The following is a 17,376-nucleotide window of genomic DNA, read 5'->3' as shown; positions in this document are numbered from 1 at the left end:
CCAAGGGTGTTTACTCGGGCACCCAACCACCGACGGCTTTGACCTCAAGGAAGTCTTCCAGACCAAATACGCCGCCTTCGCGGCCGTTGCCGGATTGCTTCATCCCGCCGAACGGAGATCCCGCGCTGCGCGACTGACCGTTCATCTCAACCATCCCGGACCGCAACACCCGCGCCATGCGGTTGGCGCGCGCGCCGTCCTGTGTTTGGACATAGTTGGTCAGGCCATAGGGCGTGTCATTGGCGATCTCGACGGCTTCTTCCTCGGTGTCGAAGGGGATCATGGTCAGAACCGGGCCGAAGATCTCCTGCCGCGCAATGGTCATCTGGTTGTTGGCATCGGCAAACACCGTCGGGCGCACATAGTAGCCCTTGTTCAGCCCCTCGGGCCGTCCGGTGCCACCTGCGACCAGCCGCGCGCCTTCATCGATACCGGCTTGGATCAGGTCCTGAATTTTGGTCCACTGAAGCTCATTCACAACGGGGCCGATATGGCGGCCTTCCTCCGTGGCCGGGCCGACCGTGACAGCGTTGGCCACTTCGGCTGCGGTTTCCACGGCCTTGTCATAAATCGGGCGCTGCACCAGCATCCGGCTGGGGGCGTTACAGCTTTGGCCGGTGTTGTTCATCATGTGCAGCACACCGCGTTTCACGGCCTTTTCATCCGCATCCTCAAAGATCACGTTGGCGCCTTTGCCGCCCAGTTCCAGATGCACCTTTTTCAGCGTATCGGCAGCGCTTTTCGAGATCGCAGTGCCCGCGCGGGTCGAGCCGGTGAAGCTGATCATGTCCACATCCGGATGCGCAGAGAGTTGCGAACCGACACCCACGCCATCGCCGTTCACCAGATTGAATACGCCCGGTGGAAAACCGGCCTCGTCCATCAGTTCGGCAAAGATCATCGCGTTCAGGGGGCTCTGCTCGGACGGTTTCAGAACCATCGTACAGCCCGCGATGGCCGCCGCGCCGACCTTGAGGGTAATCTGGTTCATCGGCCAGTTCCACGGCGTGATCAGACCGGCGACGCCCACGGCTTCATAGATGATACGATCGTTGGGGGCGTGATCGCCCAGAGGGCGTTCGAATTCAAACGCCTTGGCGGCGCGGATGAAGTTCTTGAGGTGATAGATCCCGGCACCGGATTGAGCCGTGCGAGACATGTCGATCGGCGCGCCCATCTCAAGCGACATGGCCTGCGCCAGATCCTCGGACCGGGTCATGTAGAGGTCGGCCAGCTTTTCAACCAGGGCGATACGCTCTTGGACCGGCGTGGCCATCCAGCCGGGCAAGGCCGCCTTGGCCGCGGCAACAGCAGCGTCAGTGTCGGCCTGAGAGCCGAGGGAGATCACCGCGCAGGGTTCCTCGGTCGAGGGGTTGATGACTTCGAAATCATTCGCCTCAGATGGAGCAACCCATTGACCGTTAATGTAGAAATCGCGTTTTTCGATCATGGCGTATCCTCCAGGCCGTGATGTCAAAGACTGGTTTTGTCGCGCAGTCTGTCATTCGCTCTGAGGCGCGGCAAGGGGGTAATTTGATCAAATTTGCTTGGCGAAGCCTTGGAAAAAGACTTTTGCGGAAGGTTTAACTCTGGCGCAAAGTGGTTAGGTTCACTGCATTCGACTCGGTCAGTAACCAAAGAAGGAGTTGCACCATGGGTTTGCGTATCAACGACACGGTCCCGAATTTCACCGCAGAGACGGATCAGGGCACCATTCAGTTTCACGATTGGATTGGTGACAGCTGGGCGATCCTGTTCTCGCATCCCAAGGACTTCACCCCGGTTTGCACCACCGAGTTTTCGGCTGTGGCCCAGTTGAACGACGAATGGGCGGCGCGCAACACCAAGGTGATCGGTGTTTCGGTCGACGGGGTCGAAGACCACAAGAAGTGGAAGAAAGATATCGAAGCCTATGGCAAGGCCAACCCCGGTTTCCCGATCATTGCAGATGACGGGCTGGCGGTGTCCAAGGCCTTCGACATGCTGCCCGCGGAGGCCTACTTGCCCGACGGCCGCACCCCTGCGGATAGCGCCACCGTGCGTTCGGTGTTCATCATTGGACCCGACAAGCAGTTGAAGCTGTCGATGACCTATCCGATGACCGTGGGCCGAAACTTTGCCGAGATCCTGCGGGCGCTGGACGGGCTACAGATGTCGTCCAAGGGTGTTGCGACGCCCGCCAACTGGGTACCGGGTGAGGATGTGATCATCCCGCCGACCGTTTCGAACGAAGATGCCAAGGCGAAGTTTGGTGAGTTCGAGACGATCTTCCCTTATCTGCGCAAGACTAAGGCTCCGTCCTGATTTAGGTCGGGTCAGGGGGGCTGTCTGCCCCCCATCGCGCTTGAGCGCGATTCCCCCGAGGATATTTTCAGCCAGATGAAGCAGGCGGGCGCTGCGGGTGCAGGTGGAGCTGTGCTCGGTAAGCGGCGCGTTTGACTTCGCGGGTCAGTTTGTCTGAGAAGGGTGGTTTTGTCTGGATGGTCGAGCCGCCGATTTCGCGGGCCACTTCGCGGTTGCCGCTGCCCAAAAGGGCGTGAATTGGCTGACCGGTGATCCAGTGCATTTGCAAGAAGGTATCCACGGGGCGGTCGATTTGATCCGTCGCCTTGAGGAGCCGTTTTGCGGCATTGCGGCCGACCATTTGGCAGACGCATTGCAGGCCGATCACTTTGGGCAGGATCAGGCTCAGGCCGTTTTCTTCTGCCAATATTTTGGCCGCGACTTCGCGTTGTTTGACAGGGATGCGGATATAGTGATCCAAGGTGGCGATGGCGTGCAGCATTTTGACTGCTTCGGCCATTTTGTCAGGATCGACGCGCAGGTCATCCTCGGTGATGATGGCCAGATCAATCTCTTCATCCACCAGTTTCTGCCAGAGACGCCGGTGGCTTTGGAACACGCCGATTTCCGCGGGGCGCAGGTCGAACGGGTAGTGCGGCTTGTGCAGGGTGCCGGGATGCAGGCGGACATCTGCGATCTGGTCCGGCTCGCGCCCATTGGTAGCCTCAAACAGTTCGGCATTCGGCAGGTCGTTGCACAGCTGGTCTGCATTGGCGCGGCGGGCCGTGCTGGAAGACATATGGATGACAAAGGATCGCATGATGCGTGCATAGAACACGGGCGCGTGAGGGGGAAGAGCAACGCGAGAGAAATGGGCGTTCATTTTGCAAGCTGAACTAGTGCGAGCGGTGTCGGCGACCGGTTCTTGAAAGGACAGAAATATGCTAGGGTGCGATAGGCAGACGAACCAGGCATCCGCACCATCGGGCGATCACACTGTGACACACAGGAGAAGACGATGGCTTTTACAGATTGGTATGTCGAAGGTGATGCTTTTGGGAACTGTAATTGCGGCTACGCGTGCCCTTGCCAGTTCGAGGAACTTCCAACACAGGGCAATTGCCGTGGTTTCGAAGTGCTTGAAGTCTCGAAAGGCCATTTTGGAGATACCGACTTAGCGGGTGCCAAGGCCGCTTTGATCTATGCCTGGCCGGGTCCGATCTTTGAGGGCGGCGGCGAGATGCAGGTGATCATCGATCCAAGTGCGTCGGACGCTCAGAGGGCCGCACTAGAAAAGGTCTTCCACGGGGAAGAGACCGAAGAGATGGCGACCCATTGGTTCGTCTTCCGTGCGATGTGCAAAACCGTGCATGAGACTCTGTTTCTGCCGATAGACTTCGAGATGGATATGGAGGAGCGTACGGCCAAGGTGTCTATCGGTGATGTGCTGAATTCGACTGGCCGTCCTATTGAAGCGCCGCATGGTGGTGGCCCACATCGCGTGCGGATCGACATTCCCGGCGGGATTGAATTCACTTTAGCCGAGATCGGCAGTGCCTCGACCAAGGCCGACGCGGCGATCAAGCTGGACCTGAACGACAGTTACGGGCAGTGGCATCTTATGAAGCACGGGCCGTCGGGGGTGGCGCACTAAGGATCAGGCTTCTCCAAAATCCACAAGAACCGGTGCGGTGTCGTAGATGATCCGCACCGATTGGAATCGGGTTTGATCCTCGGTCAGTTCAAACAGGTCTACGCATTCAATCGTTTCAGGGTGCCCGTTTCGGATGGTGCGGGTGTAGTTGAAATGAACCGCCATCTGCGGCGCACCGGATGTATCGGCAAAGGTGTTCTTGTGAAGGGTGGACCGGTCGCTCGTGATGTTCATAACGTTGGTATAGAAGTCACGCGCCGGTTGCTTGCCCGATATCGGAGAGGTTGCCGTCGCGTCCTCGGCAAACAGGTTTAGCATCGCGGTTAGGTCACCGCTTTCGATGGCTTGTAGGTACAGCCGCGCCAGTTCATCCATCTGCTCCTTGTTAGACATCGCCAACCCTCCTGCTGGGCGGCACTGTAACACAAAAAAGGCCCCGGCGGTTTCACCGGGGCCTTAATCATTTGAAAGAGGAACAGATTACTCTGCGTCTTCTTTCTTTTCTTTCTTCTCGGGAACGATCTCTTCGCCGGTTTCCTGATCGACCACTTTCATCGACAGGCGCACCTTGCCGCGATCGTCAAAGCCCAGCAGTTTGACCTTTACTTCCTGACCTTCCTTCAGAACATCCGACGGATGGTTCAAACGGCGGTTTTCGATCTGGGACACGTGGACCAGACCGTCGCGCTTGCCAAAGAAGTTCACGAAGGCACCGAAGTCGACGATCTTGACCACTTTACCGGTGTATATCTGACCTTCTTCCGGCTCGGCCACGATCGAATAGATCATGTCGTATGCCTTCTGAATTGATTCACCATCGGGCGAGGCGATCTTGATGACGCCGTCGTCGTTGATGTCGACCTTGGCGCCCGAAACCTCAACGATTTCGCGGATGACCTTACCGCCCGAGCCGATCACTTCGCGGATCTTGTCGGTCGGGATGTTCATGGTCTCGATGCGCGGAGCGTGAACCGAGAATTCGTTGGTCTCGGACAGGGCTTTGCCCATTTCGCTCAGGATGTGCATACGGCCGTCTTTGGCCTGGGCCAGAGCGGTTTCCATGATCTGGGGCGTGATGCCTGCGACCTTGATGTCCATCTGCAGCGAGGTGATGCCGTTTTCGGTCCCCGCCACTTTGAAGTCCATGTCACCCAGGTGGTCTTCGTCACCCAAGATGTCGGTCAGAACAGCGTATTCGCCGTCATCTTCCAGGATAAGACCCATGGCCACACCGGCAACCGGTGCTTTCAGCGGAACACCCGCATCCATCATCGACAGCGAACCACCGCAGACCGAGGCCATTGATGAGGATCCGTTCGATTCCGTGATCTCAGACACCACGCGAACCGTGTAGGGGAAGTCGGTCGGCGCAGGCAGAACCGCCTGCAGCGCACGCCATGCCAGTTTGCCGTGGCCGATCTCACGACGGCCGGGCGAGCCAACGCGGCCCACTTCACCCACCGAATACGGAGGGAAGTTGTAGTGCAGCAGGAAGTTCGATTTGAAGTTGCCATGCAGCGCGTCGATGAACTGCTCATCGTCACCAGTGCCCAGCGTAGTCACGGCCAGCGCCTGTGTTTCACCACGGGTGAACAGGGCGGAACCGTGTGTACGCGGCAGCAGCGAGGTTTCGGCTTCGATGGCACGCACATCGGTGGTCGAACGACCGTCGATGCGCTTGCCGCCCTTGACGACGTCACCGCGCAGGATGCCAGCTTCCAGCTTTTTCATCGCCGAGCCAAGGTTCGCGTCTTCCAGCTGTTCCTCGGTCAGCGCTTCTTTGATCGCTTCACGGGCCGCGGCAACAGCGGCGGTGCGCTCTTGCTTGTCGGTGATTGCGAAGGCGGCGCGCATCTGCTCTTCACCGGCTGCGGCAACAGCGGCGTACAGCTCCGAATAGTCGGGGGCGACGAACTCAAACGGCTCTTTCGCGGTTTCTTCGGCCAGATCAATGATCAGGTCCAGAACCGGCTGGATTTGCTCATGCGCAAAGTTCACGGCACCCAGCATTTCAGCCTCGGACAGCTCGTAGGCTTCGGATTCCACCATCATCACGGCGTTCTTGGTACCGGCGACAACCAGGTCCAGACGCTGCTCGGGGTTCAGGCGCAGGTCCTGCATGTCGTCCACGGTCGGGTTCAGGACGTATTCGCCATCCACGAAACCAACACGGGCACCGGCGATCGGGCCCATGAACGGCGCGCCGGAAATGGTCAGAGCAGCGGATGCCGCGATCATCGCAACGATGTCGGGGTCGTTGACCAGATCGTGGCTCAGCACGGTGCACATCACCAGAACTTCGTTTTTGAAGCCGTCAACGAACAGCGGGCGGATCGGACGGTCGATCAGACGCGCGGTCAGCGTCTCTTTCTCGGTCGGGCGCGCCTCGCGCTTGAAGAAGCCACCCGGAACTTTACCGGCGGCATAGTATTTCTCTTGGTAGTGGACGGTCAGCGGGAAAAAATCCTGACCGGGCTTTTGCTGCTTGGCAAAGGTCACATTGGCCATGACGCTGGTTTCGCCCAGCGTGGCGATCACGGTGCCGTCCGCCTGACGGGCAACCTTGCCGGTTTCCAGTGTGAGCGTCTCTTCGCCCCACTGCATAGATTTCTTAGTTACATCAAACATATGCATATCCTAGAACGGAGCACTCCCGCCCCTGCGGGTCTCCGGTTTGCATGGCGGCCCCATTGCCGCCGACCCCACTTTATCTTCCATTCGAGTGCCGGGGTCAGGGCACAACGTCTCAGATACCCGCGCGCATACATGAGAATGCGTTGAAAGGAAAGGGGAACCGCTGCGATTGGCAGAAACGTGCAGACTGGAATTTAAGCACCCTGCGCTGCGCTTTTTTTGGGGCTGCGAAATGTCAGTTCCCAAGGGGCGTAAGATTCAAAAAAATGAATGAGTTTTGAAAAAACTGTATGCAGTGTAGACTGTTACCACTGAACCCACGGTCGAAGAGACGGGAATACGCCAAGAGGGTAACATACTCATATCCGTCAGCCGGCCGACTACCTTGGCGTTTGCAGCTTGCGAGCAAAGGGGCAAAGTATGGCTCAAACCAAGAAAATGCTGGATCCGGATCCGCGGATCTACGATTTCGAAACCGAGTATGAATTGGGTCAGGACAACGTCCGGCCATTCGGTTTAGATATCCACAACCCGGTTTTCCTGATCTCGAGTATTTTGATCTTTGCGTTCGTCTTGATCGCATTGGCCAATCAAGAGGCCGCGGCCGCCTTTTTTGGCTGGCTCAGGCCATGGCTCACCAGCACGTTTGACTGGTTCCTCGTCCTGTCAGTTAACGCCATCACCCTGTTCTGTCTGGTTCTGATCGTTCTGCCTGTCGGCAAAGTCAGGATCGGCGGCAAGGACGCCAAGCCTGACTATTCCTATGCCGGATGGATCGCGATGATGTTCGCCGCCGGTATTGGTATCGGTCTGCTGTTTTTCGGCGTGATGGAGCCGGTTTACTACAACTTTGCCGAAGGCGGGAACGCCCGGCCCCTGGGTATCGACATCGCAGTGCCCGGCAATGAGTATATCGGTATTGTTGGCACGATCCATCATTGGGGCCTTGAAGGCTGGGCGGTTTATGCCGCGGTTGGTTTAAGCCTTGCGATCTTTGCCTACAACCTTGACCTGCCTCTAACTTTGCGCTCGGCTTTCTATCCTCTTCTGGGTGAGCGTGTGTGGGGCTGGTGGGGTCATCTCATCGACACACTGGCGGTGTTTGCCACGCTGTTCGGTCTTACCACCTCTCTGGGTCTTGGGGCGCAGCAAGTTGCTGCTGGATTGTACGAGGTATTCGGTATCGAACCCAGTCCAACCGTCACTGTCCTGCTGATCATCGGCATTACGCTGATCGCGCTTGGTTCAGTCCTGCTGGGTATGGATGCGGGCGTGAAACGGCTAAGTGAGATCAACATGATCATGGCCGTTGGTCTGTTCCTTTTCGTCATCATTGTCACCGGAGTGGGTACAGCCATTTCGCGGTATTTCAACGTAATGGTGGATTACGTGACCCATCTGCCGGCACTATCCAACCCGTTCGGGCGAGAAGACACCAGTTACTTCCACGGCTGGACAACCTTCTACTGGGCCTGGTGGATCGCGTGGTCGCCCTTTGTGGGCATGTTCATCGCCCGAATTTCGAAGGGCCGCACGGTGCGTGAGTTCATCCTCTGCGCGCTACTGGCCCCCACGGCGGTCTGCGCCCTGTGGATGTCGACCTTCGGCGGCGCGGCGATCGACATGCTGAACGCAGGAGGAGCCGAAGGCGTGCGCGCAACCGTGATCGACAGCTATGCCCCCGAAGGCGCCCTGTTTGGGTTCCTAAAGGAACTGCCGCTCTATGGCATCATCGCGCCGATCGCCCTGATTTTGATTGTTGTGTTCTTTGTGACCTCATCGGATTCAGGTTCGTTGGTGATTGATACCATTACCGCCGGAGGCAAGATGGACGCTCCGGTGATCCAACGGGTGTTCTGGTGCACGCTCGAGGGTCTGGTGGCGATCGCCCTGCTCTTGGGCGGCGGTCTTGCGGCCCTGCAAGGCGCGGCAGTGTCGACGGGCATCCCGTTCACACTGGTGGTTCTGATGATGTGCTACTGCCTATGGCTGGCGCTTAAATCGGAAAAAGCCAAGATGTAGCAGCGCAAGTTGCACGCAGGGCCTTCTAGCCCTTGCCAATTGGCAACACCAAAAAAAACGCCCGCTGTTTCGGCGGGCGTTTTGATATCAGCTTGATCAGCTCTGACCTTAGCGGCGGATGCCCAGCTTTTTGATCAGGTCCTGGTAGCGTGCTTCTTCCTTGCCCTTCAGGTAGTCCAGCAGCTTACGGCGCTGGGCGACCATTTTCAGCAGACCGCGACGACCGTGGTTGTCTTTCTTGTGGGTCTTGAAGTGCTCGGTCAGGGTGGTGATGCGCGAGGTCAGGATGGCAACCTGGACTTCAGGCGAACCGGTGTCGCCCTCTTTGGTGCCGAATTCTTTCATGACGCGTGCTTTTTCAGCGGCAGTAATCGACATCGGGGTCTCCTTCAAAGGTTAGAGTTAATGGCGCAGGCCGGGATGTCGTCCAGCACAGGCCCATGGAGAAAACCGCACCGATTCCGATGCGGATGGGCGCGTATAGGCGCTTTTGGCGTGAATGGCAAAGGGATTCTGACGGTTCAGCCAGCAGGCAGGTATTCCGCCAATTCGGCCTCGGTCAGGAGATGGATGTCGTCCACCGTCAACCCGTCGGCCCCGAACAGATGCGCGACTTCGTGGCCGTTGAGGCTGACGCGGGTCAGGTTCTCATTCTCGGGGTCCTGCTCGATTTCGATCTCGGGTGGGTCCTGATCTTCCCAGGTGATCAGCAGGCGGTCCTCACCAGGTTGAAAGCCCATCACGGTGACTTCGGATTTCTCCGTGTCGGCGATGATGTCATCCGCGCCAGCGCCTCCGGTCGCGACGTCGCCGTCTTTGGCCAGTATCGTGTCCTCTCCTGCGCCGCCGTTCAGATAATCGGTTTCGCCGTCATCCTCATCGCCCAGCAACAGGTCGTCGCCATCGCCGCCGAACAACACGTCCTCACCTGCGCCGCCGGTCAGAGTGTCATCACCATAGCCGCCATGCAGGGTATCGTTGCCGTCTCCGCCGTTCAGATCATCGTCACCCTGACCGCCATACAGTGCGTCACTGCCTTTGCCGCCCTGCAAATGATCGTCGCCGAAATGACCGTAGAGCCTGTCATCGCCCTCATCCCCGAACAGGGTGTCATCGTCTGCCTCGCCATGCAGCAGGTCATCGCCCTGACCGCCGGACAGGGTGTCCTCACCTTCGGCTCCATGCATCACGTCGTCGCCATCGCCGCCCATGATGTGGTCATCACCGCCATAGCCGTTGATCTGGTCCATGCCGTCCTGCCCGGTAATGACATCGGCGTTGTCACTTCCGGCGATCACCAGATCGCCTTCATGTTCAGAAATCACCGTTCCGCCGGTGTCCTGCGCCGGCTCGACGCTCTCGCCCACATCAAGGAACTCACCTTCGCCGATCTCGGTCTGGCTTTCGTCCTCCGCGCCCTCGTCCTGCTCATCTTCTTCGATGAACGCATCCCCAATGGCGTATGCCGCGCCGCCGACGGCGGCCAATCCGATCAACCCGGCCAGAAACATATCGAACCCTCCGAAAGAAATGAGACGCCTTGGCGGCACTGTTCCATTCGAACGGTTCATCGGTCAAAGCATAGCTGGCCGAGTGGTTAACCCTTTGTCACCAGAGTTCGGGCTGCTGTGTATAGGCGATGTAAAGCGGATGTTTGGGGTGCCCGGCTTTGGACAGGCCCAGATGAAACAGAGGTTGCCCGGTGCCGCGCAGCAGCGCCTCAACCGCCGGGCCGCGGTCCAGATGCGCGCCGTGGGTGCCCCAGGCGGCAATGACCTGATCGGCCCATTGGACGCCCTCCAGAATGGTCGCGTCGTTTGCCGGACCGACCGGATCAGCGGCGGCGCGCATTTTACGCGGATCGGTGTCGCGCCAGGCAAAGATGTTGGTGACCTGAAACGCCCCGAACCCCAGCGCCCGTGAGCGGCGTTCGCAGCGCTCGACCGTCGGGTCGTTCTGCACCTCGGTCGCGGTTGACGGGTTCAGCATCACAAACAGCGCCTTGCGTCCCGCCGGATCCCAAACACGGGTCAGGCTGTATCGGTACTTCTCGCAATCCGAGTAGACGGCGGTCGAGGGCGCATCGCCCTTGGTATGCGTTCGGGTGATCATGCCCTTCGCCTAACACAGGGCTCAGGCGACGAACACCCGGCTTGGGTGCAGCTCGCCGGATTTGTAGATGCCCACCGCCACGGCCTTGCCGTCCAGCGAGGCCCAGGCTTCATCGCCGTATTCCACGTCCGAGGCCAGAACCATGCCCGGATTTCCGTTGCGCAGACGGGTGGCGCCTTCGGGGGTGCATTTCAGCTCGGGCAGGTCCGAAAGGCCGGTTTCCAGCGGGTGCAGGTAGTCGTCCAGCGCCTCGGTCTTGGCCATCTCGTCGATCTGTTCGATGGACAGTCCATCTTCGGCCTCAAACGGGCCGGACCAGATGCGGCGGAGTTCCTTGACGTGGCCGTGGCAGCCCAACGTCTCACCCAGATCCCGCGCTATCGAGCGGACGTATCCGCCTTTGCCACAGGTCATCTCCAGCACCACATGGTCTTCGTCAGGGCGGTCGACGAGGATCAGTTCCTCGACCCAGAGGGGGCGGGCGGACAGCTCCACCTCTTCGCCGTCGCGGGCTAGCTTATAGGCGCGTTGCCCGTCGATCTTCACGGCCGAGAACTTGGGTGGGACCTGCATGATATCCCCCAGAAATGGGGCGAGTGCCTGTTTGATATCGTCATCCGAAGGGCGCGCATCGCTTTGCGCAATCACTTCGCCCTCGGCATCGTCCGTGTTGGTCGCCTGACCCAAACGCACGGTGAAAGTGTAGGCTTTCAGCGCATCGGTAATGTAGGGAACGGTCTTGGTCGCCTCACCCAAAGCCACGGCCAGAACACCGGTTGCTTCGGGGTCCAGAGTACCCGCATGGCCCGCTTTCTTGGCGTCCATCGCCCAACGCACCTTGTTGACCACCGCGGTCGAGGTCATGCCCGCAGGCTTGTCCACCACCAGCCAACCGGAAATGTCGCGGCCCTTGCGTTTGCGTCCCATCTTGCACCTTGCCTTTTGCTAAGGCGCGCGGGTTAGCGGATCGTTTTGCCGCTGTCAAACTCAGGGCGCGTCTTCGACGACGCCCACGATTGGCCCCAGCGAGAACCCGATATCCGACCGGTTGCTGGCGCGCTCATACATGCGAGAGATATTTCCATCGAGGAACAGCGCATTCGGTGTCTCCAGCACGTCGCGGAACAGCCGGCCGAATTCATGGAAGGTCACGTAATCATCAGAGATGGCAAAGACCGTGCGCGTGCCATCGGCACTGGTGCCCACACCGTTGCGAATGTAGCGCGAGGTCGAATCGGGCAGGAACCGAGGGTGCAGTTCGCCGTCGATCACCAGCATCGGGCCGGATTGGGTTGCAAATCGGCACTGCGGGGCCTGATCGACGAAGGAGAGTGTTTCGAACACGTCAGCGCGGCCCTCACGGATGCAGAACACCCCGTTGGGCAACAAACCGAAATTACCGGGCCCGGCATTCGGGATCACGCGCATCTTCTCTTGCCCGTTTTCGACATAGTAGCCCACGGGCGAGCGGTCGTCGTGATACATGCCCGCATTCATCGCAAAGGCCAACCGTTTGCCTTCGGGCGCGAGCGTATCGTTCACAGATGAGAAATGCCCAAGCAAATCGCCTTCGTTATCGTTTAGAAACAGGCGTATGTCTTCCGAGGCATCGACCTCGCAGACCGTATACCGCTTGTCCTCATGGGTCAGCTTTTCACAGGTGACCGCATGGGCCTGCGCGGCCCAGAGAACCGCGCCAAGTGTTACGAATGCCCGGATCACTCGTCCAGATCGCGGCGCACCGCGTCCTGTTCGAACATACGGCGGGTGTCGTCCAGCCGGTCGAACGTGTCATCCAGACGGAACCGCAGATCGGGCGAGAATTTCAGGTTCAGCTTTTTGCCGATCATGCGCCGTAGTTCGCCTTTGTTGCGAGCGAGCAGGTCGATCACATCCTCTTGGCCTTTTCCGCCCAGCGGTAGCACATAGGCGGTGGCGATCTTCAGATCGGGCGAGGTGCGGACCTCACCTACGGTAATCGACATACGGTTCAGGTCGGGATCGTGGACATCTCCGCGCGCCAGAACTTCGGACAGGGTGCGGCGGATCAGTTCGCCGACACGCAGTTGCCGTTGGGACGGGCCGGGGCCATCGTGGAATTTGTTCTTTGCCATAACGACGATCTAAGCCCTAACCGAGCCTTTGCCAAGCGGGCGCGAACCGGGTAGGAGGCTTTGAGCCGACTTAGCGAAAAGGACCAGCGCAATGACCCATATTCCGGGGATCGTCATCACAGGGGCTTCGGGCCGTATGGGGCAGATGCTGATCAAGACTGTGACTGACAGTGATCAGGCGCGTCTGGTTGGGGTCGTTGAGCGCGCAGGACATGACTGGATCGGTCAGGATGTCGGCGAGGCGATGGGCGGGCAGACGCTGGGTATAACCGTGACTGACGACCCGCTTGAGGCGTTTGCACAGGCGCAGGCGGTGATCGATTTTACCGCGCCCGAAGCGACGCTGGAGTTTGCGGCACTTGCAGCGCAGGCGCGCTGCGTTCATGTGATCGGCACCACAGGCATGAGCGATGAACAGATCGCCGCGCTAGAACCAGCATCGCGCCATGCCGTGATTGTGCGGGCTGGGAATATGAGCCTTGGCGTCAATCTGCTGGTGCAACTGACCAAAAAAGTCGCCGCTGCGCTGGATGAGGATTTCGACATCGAGGTGATCGAAGGCCATCACCACCACAAGGTCGATGCGCCCTCGGGCACGGCGCTGATGCTGGGTGAAGCTGCCGCTGAAGGGCGTCGCGTTAAGCTGTCGGATGTGGCCGACCGGGGCCGCGATGGTATCACCGGGGCCCGTAAACGCGGAGACATCGGCTTCCATGCCATTCGCGGCGGAGACATCGTGGGTGAACATGACGTCCTGTTCGCCGCGCCAGGCGAACGGATCGTTTTGCGCCATCTGGCCACCGATCGCGCCATCTTTGCCCGCGGCGCGCTGAAGGCGGCGCTGTGGGGGCAGGGCAAGGCACCGGGTCAGTATGACATGGTGGATGTGCTGGGGCTCTAACCCAACACAACCAATGAGATTTTTTGAACATGGGCTTTACCTGACGCCGGGACTCGATCCATGCTTGCCTCGTAAGACAAGGGGGAAGAGTGCTTTGGTCAAGTCTGTTGCAGGGGCGTTTCTGCTTTCGCTGGCCGCTGGTAGCGTTTTGGCCGAGGATCAGCAGGTGGTGTGCACGGTCGAGGGCTGTAAGGAAATCACGCTGCAAAAGCCCCGCTTCAGCGAGTCCAGTGCGTTTTCGGTGCAGCAGGTTTGGGGTGTGGTGGACAGTATCCTGGCCGTGTCTGGCCTGTTGCCGAATTTCGAGGTGCTTGAAACTACCGAGGTTGATAACGCAGCGGCCGTAATCTTCAAAGAACAACGGTACTTGGCATTCAACCCGGACTGGCTTTCGCAATACGAAGCGGACCCGAACGCCTACTGGCAGCTTTATGGTGTGATCGCCCATGAGGTCGGTCATCATCTTCAGGGACATACGATTGTCGAAGGAGGGTCGCGCCCCCCCACCGAGTTGGAGGCAGATGAATATGCCGGGTTCGTTCTTGCCGCACTTGGGGCCAACCTGACGCAGGCTCAGTCCCTGTGGGAGACGTTGCCCGCACAAGGCTCAGCGACCCATCCGCCCCGCCATCAGCGCCTTGCAGCGGTTGAGCGCGGATGGCTGCGACGCAATGGGCAGGCACCATCCACTGCGACGCCAACGGCTCAGCCGCCTGCGCCCGAAGTGCCACCGCCACCGGGTTGGCTTATGAACAGCTGCACCGGTATTTCGGTTGCCGGGCAGTGGGCGGATTTGTGTTTCAGTTCAGTTTTGAAGGCACAGGGCAGCAACAACTATGGCCCTCGAAATGTGACGGACCAGGATCACCGCACCGCTTGGGTGGAAGGCGCGCCGGGGCATGGGTACGGTGAAGCATTCGTTCTGGCTTTTGATTCACCCACGCAGATCAACCGCTGGGCAATTCGGAACGGCTATGCCAAATCTGAACGGACCTTCATCCGCAACAGTCGTGTGCGCGAGCTGAAGTTGAGCTTTTCGAATGGTTCGACGACATCTTTCACGATCGACGACACATCAGACTGGCAAGAGACCAGCGCTTTGGCCAACTATGGTGCCGTATCCTGGGTCGTGTTCGAGATCACCGATGTCTACCCCGGCACGCATTATCAGGACACGGCGATTACCGAGCTTGTCTTCGAGTGATCGTCAAAGATCCTTTACCTTGTCCGCGCGCAGCGGGCAGGCGAGATAGACGCCGAATTCCTTGCCGATATCCGCGCTGACGCGAGCGTGAACCGCGCCTTGCCGGTCGAGAAAGCGCTGGTTGTCTTCGACCGGGAAAATCCCCTCATGCCAGATTCCGGGATGGATATAGAGGCCGCGTGAGCCATCGCACCAAAAGGCCACCACCCTTCCCGGTGTCAGATTGTCGCCCGGCAGGGCAACGGGAACGATGAAGGGCTTGTTGTCCAGCGGCCAGAACATCTGTCCACCGTCTGGGTGATAGTTCATGTGCCACAAAAGGACTTGATCGCGCGGTGCGCTCTGCCGCTCGACCTGTGCCTGCTGAGGATCAGTTGACCAGCCCAGCACATAGTGGCCGCCCACCGCCTCATTCCGGCCATAGAGGACATCGCCTTTCCACTGACCATGGAACGTGCCTTCGACCCAGCCGCCTTCATCGCCGGTGCCTTCGTCGATGGGCCGCCAGCCTTGCTGCGGCCAGCGGGTGATCTCGATCTCGAATCCTTCGGGGTCATCGACCAGACAGCCATAGCCTTTGACCGAAGCGTCCGTGGCGCGGATCAGAGGAACCTCGTGCCACGGCAGCGAGGGTTTGGTGCTGGCTTCAAAGATATATTCCGGGGCGTTCATGGCGTACCCATATGCTTGTCGACCATACGCTGCACCATCGGGGCGAAATGTGCAAAGTCAGGGGTTTCCATATCCGCGCGCTTTCCGGCCTCATCGAGATATCGCACCTGAATGATCTCTTTAAGGTTCGGGTTGGCCTCGAACGCGGTCACTTCCTCGGAACTCATCGGGCCGCCTTGCAGTTCCAGCGTGTGGACCGAGGCGGCGGACAACCGGTTGAAATACTCGGGCTTTGTGGCGCAAAGATACCGTTTGGCCGCCACATGATAGCGGCAGCAATCGGTGATGACGGACGGGAAGAACTGCTCGAGTACTTCAGCACCTGCGTCTTCGTGATGGCGATCTTCGGTATCATCCGGGTGATATGTCCCGAATTCCGAGGTGAAGTGGCCGATGTCATGCAGCAGGGCCCCCACGATGATCTCTTCGGGCATGCCGTTCTGTTCGGCGATGGTGGCCCCTTGCAGCATGTGTTCGGCCATGGTCACGGGTTCGCCCAGATATTCCTCGCCACCACGGCGGTCGAAGACATCTCCGATGAAAGCCACGATATTGTCGCGGTTCAGAGTCGTAAAATCGGGTTTCATTCCGCCGCCTCCGGCTGTGCAATGTCCATAGCGGCCAGAGTGGACAGCAACCCGTCCTTATCGGCGTAGCAGCCCTGCAGCCACCGCGACCCTGCGCCCGAATAGCCAAGTCGCGCGTGCAGCACGCGGGTGTTGTCGACGATGAAGCTCTCGCCCGGTTCAAGCTTGAACGACACGCCCATCGCAGGGTCGTCGATGATGTCCCCCAATTGGCGGTAGGCGGCGTAGTAGGCCTCCATCTTGTCGAAGGGCACATCCACAAAGGGCGCGGAGGAGCGATTGTTGAACCGGATGCCGATAATTTCGCCATCCGGAGACAGCTCGATCATCGGACGGCGTGACCGCAGGCAAACCCCGTCTGAGCCTTTGTATTCGAATCGCGCCGGGTAGCCTGCCAGCAAGGCAAAGCCTTCGGGGTTCTGGTCGCGCAGTCTTTCGGCGGCGCGGAACCCGTCAAGCACGATCGAGTCGCCGCCCTCGGCGCTGTTTTCAAGGCAGTATAGGATTTGTAGCGTCGGCACCGGATCGCGGTAGGGATTGTCGGTGTGGGCCTGCAATCCCAGCCCGGTAAAGGCGAGGTTGGTCGGGTTCACCTCAGTCCGGACCTCGAAATAGGGGCCGTAATTGGTCTCACGCACATAGCCGAAAAGGTTGGCCACCATCAGCAGCGACTCGGGCTCGGTCGGGCCACTGGTCAGTTTGGCAAAACCGTATTCGGCCACAGCCGCCAGCCAATTGCGTTTGGCGCTGGGGTCGGCGTGAACCGCATTCCAGTCGCCGCTGGGGGCTGCGATGCCGCTTTCCCATGTGGTGATGCCGGGGGCGATGCGCCCGAACGGGGCGCTTTGATCGCGATCGTAAACATGATCGGCCAGCCATTCGGCGGGGAAGGTGACGGTTTTACCCTCTGGCTGGAAGGTGACGCTCAGATCGCCGTCGATCACCTCGGCCGCGCTGACTGAGGTGTTTTCGGGGATGTCGCCAATGGTGATCAGGCGCTGCCCGTTGCCTGGCGCGCGCGTGTCCGGGTCAAGCGCGTTGTCGCGCAACCAGATGGCATGAAATCGGGCCGAGGTTCCGTTGGTGAATTCAACAGTCACAACCGAAGGGTCAAAGGTAGCGGTGCGCAGCATGGGGTCTCTCCTGTTCAGCGCGGGCTTTGCTTGAAAGGGATACGCTCCTCGTGCCATTAC

At 59.3% G+C, this 17,376-nt stretch carries 18 protein-coding genes; 5 read left to right on the top strand and 13 right to left on the bottom strand.

Annotated elements, in window-relative coordinates; all coding sequences use genetic code 11:
- Positions 1–10: 10 nt before the first annotated feature.
- On the bottom strand, positions 11–1,450 hold the full coding sequence (locus ACRZ95_RS13130; RefSeq protein ID WP_170679410.1) for an aldehyde dehydrogenase family protein: 1,440 nt from the start codon (positions 1,448–1,450) through the stop codon (positions 11–13).
- Positions 1,451–1,653: 203 nt separating this feature from the next.
- On the opposite strand from ACRZ95_RS13130, the gene ACRZ95_RS13125 reads away from it, so the two are divergent.
- Positions 1,654–2,304 carry a peroxiredoxin gene (locus tag ACRZ95_RS13125; RefSeq protein ID WP_170459651.1) on the top strand — a complete coding sequence of 217 codons (651 nt, stop codon included), beginning with the start codon at positions 1,654–1,656 and terminating at the stop codon, positions 2,302–2,304.
- Positions 2,305–2,371: 67 nt separating this feature from the next.
- On the opposite strand, the gene ACRZ95_RS13120 is transcribed toward ACRZ95_RS13125, so the two are convergent.
- Positions 2,372–3,103, bottom strand: a complete 732-nt coding sequence (locus tag ACRZ95_RS13120) for a glycosyltransferase family 25 protein (protein WP_170679408.1) — start codon at positions 3,101–3,103, stop codon at positions 2,372–2,374.
- A gap of 198 nt (positions 3,104–3,301) precedes the next feature.
- On the opposite strand from ACRZ95_RS13120, the gene ACRZ95_RS13115 reads away from it, so the two are divergent.
- Complete coding sequence (locus tag ACRZ95_RS13115; RefSeq protein WP_170473102.1) at positions 3,302–3,937, top strand: DUF1326 domain-containing protein; 636 nt, start codon at positions 3,302–3,304, stop codon at positions 3,935–3,937.
- A gap of 3 nt (positions 3,938–3,940) precedes the next feature.
- Here ACRZ95_RS13115 and ACRZ95_RS13110 read toward each other — a convergent pair whose 3' ends face one another.
- Both ACRZ95_RS13110 and pnp read right to left on the bottom strand, forming a co-directional pair.
- The gene (locus ACRZ95_RS13110) at positions 3,941–4,330 is read right to left on the bottom strand and encodes a nuclear transport factor 2 family protein (RefSeq protein ID WP_170679406.1); all 390 of its coding nucleotides are present in this window, start codon (positions 4,328–4,330) and stop codon (positions 3,941–3,943) included.
- Between the two features lie 87 nt (positions 4,331–4,417).
- Positions 4,418–6,565, bottom strand: coding sequence for a polyribonucleotide nucleotidyltransferase (gene pnp / locus ACRZ95_RS13105; RefSeq protein ID WP_170679404.1), 2,148 nt, complete (start codon positions 6,563–6,565; stop codon positions 4,418–4,420).
- 426 nt (positions 6,566–6,991) lie between these two features.
- On the opposite strand from pnp, the gene ACRZ95_RS13100 reads away from it, so the two are divergent.
- Complete coding sequence (locus ACRZ95_RS13100; RefSeq protein WP_170555456.1) at positions 6,992–8,593, top strand: BCCT family transporter; 1,602 nt, start codon at positions 6,992–6,994, stop codon at positions 8,591–8,593.
- Between the two features lie 108 nt (positions 8,594–8,701).
- Here ACRZ95_RS13100 and rpsO read toward each other — a convergent pair whose 3' ends face one another.
- The 6 genes from rpsO to rbfA all read right to left on the bottom strand — a co-directional run bounded on the left by rpsO (position 8,702) and on the right by rbfA (position 12,819).
- Positions 8,702–8,971, bottom strand: coding sequence for a 30S ribosomal protein S15 (gene rpsO / locus ACRZ95_RS13095; RefSeq protein WP_170379357.1), 270 nt, complete (start codon positions 8,969–8,971; stop codon positions 8,702–8,704).
- A 143-nt stretch (positions 8,972–9,114) separates the two neighbouring features.
- Positions 9,115–10,104, bottom strand: coding sequence for a calcium-binding protein (locus tag ACRZ95_RS13090; RefSeq protein WP_170679402.1), 990 nt, complete (start codon positions 10,102–10,104; stop codon positions 9,115–9,117).
- A gap of 97 nt (positions 10,105–10,201) precedes the next feature.
- On the bottom strand, positions 10,202–10,705 hold the full coding sequence (locus tag ACRZ95_RS13085; RefSeq protein WP_170679400.1) for a DUF1643 domain-containing protein: 504 nt from the start codon (positions 10,703–10,705) through the stop codon (positions 10,202–10,204).
- 21 nt (positions 10,706–10,726) lie between these two features.
- Positions 10,727–11,632, bottom strand: a complete 906-nt coding sequence (truB, locus tag ACRZ95_RS13080; protein ID WP_170679398.1) for a tRNA pseudouridine(55) synthase TruB — start codon at positions 11,630–11,632, stop codon at positions 10,727–10,729.
- 60 nt (positions 11,633–11,692) lie between these two features.
- The gene (locus tag ACRZ95_RS13075) at positions 11,693–12,427 is read right to left on the bottom strand and encodes a phosphodiester glycosidase family protein (RefSeq protein WP_170679396.1); all 735 of its coding nucleotides are present in this window, start codon (positions 12,425–12,427) and stop codon (positions 11,693–11,695) included.
- Positions 12,424–12,819, bottom strand: coding sequence for a 30S ribosome-binding factor RbfA (rbfA, locus tag ACRZ95_RS13070; protein ID WP_170379347.1), 396 nt, complete (start codon positions 12,817–12,819; stop codon positions 12,424–12,426). The genes ACRZ95_RS13075 and rbfA overlap by 4 nt, the downstream gene beginning before the upstream one ends.
- Positions 12,820–12,910: 91 nt before the next feature.
- Between rbfA and dapB the strand changes: the two genes are divergently transcribed.
- On the top strand, positions 12,911–13,720 hold the full coding sequence (dapB, locus tag ACRZ95_RS13065; RefSeq protein ID WP_170679394.1) for a 4-hydroxy-tetrahydrodipicolinate reductase: 810 nt from the start codon (positions 12,911–12,913) through the stop codon (positions 13,718–13,720).
- 94 nt (positions 13,721–13,814) lie between these two features.
- A complete protein-coding gene (locus tag ACRZ95_RS13060) occupies positions 13,815–14,924 on the top strand; it encodes an NADase-type glycan-binding domain-containing protein (protein ID WP_170679392.1) in 1,110 nt (369 codons plus the stop codon).
- A gap of 3 nt (positions 14,925–14,927) precedes the next feature.
- On the opposite strand, the gene ACRZ95_RS13055 is transcribed toward ACRZ95_RS13060, so the two are convergent.
- From ACRZ95_RS13055 to tmpA, 3 genes are read right to left on the bottom strand one after another with little or no spacing between them, the layout of a single operon-like run.
- Complete coding sequence (locus ACRZ95_RS13055) at positions 14,928–15,596, bottom strand: ureidoglycolate lyase (RefSeq protein WP_170679390.1); 669 nt, start codon at positions 15,594–15,596, stop codon at positions 14,928–14,930.
- Positions 15,593–16,183 (bottom strand): (R)-1-hydroxy-2-trimethylaminoethylphosphonate oxygenase, encoded by a 591-nt coding sequence (tmpB, locus tag ACRZ95_RS13050; RefSeq protein ID WP_170555472.1) that lies wholly within the window; start codon positions 16,181–16,183, stop codon positions 15,593–15,595. Before tmpB ends, ACRZ95_RS13055 begins: the two co-directional genes overlap by 4 nt.
- Positions 16,180–17,316: a 2-trimethylaminoethylphosphonate dioxygenase gene (gene tmpA / locus ACRZ95_RS13045; protein WP_170679388.1), complete on the bottom strand. Its 1,137-nt coding sequence runs from the start codon at positions 17,314–17,316 to the stop codon at positions 16,180–16,182. The genes tmpB and tmpA overlap by 4 nt, the downstream gene beginning before the upstream one ends.
- Between the last annotated feature and the right edge of the window lie 60 nt (positions 17,317–17,376).

The sequence above is a fragment of the Ruegeria sp. AI3 genome (genome assembly GCF_056541245.1).
This window is presented reverse-complemented; position numbering and strand designations above follow the sequence as displayed.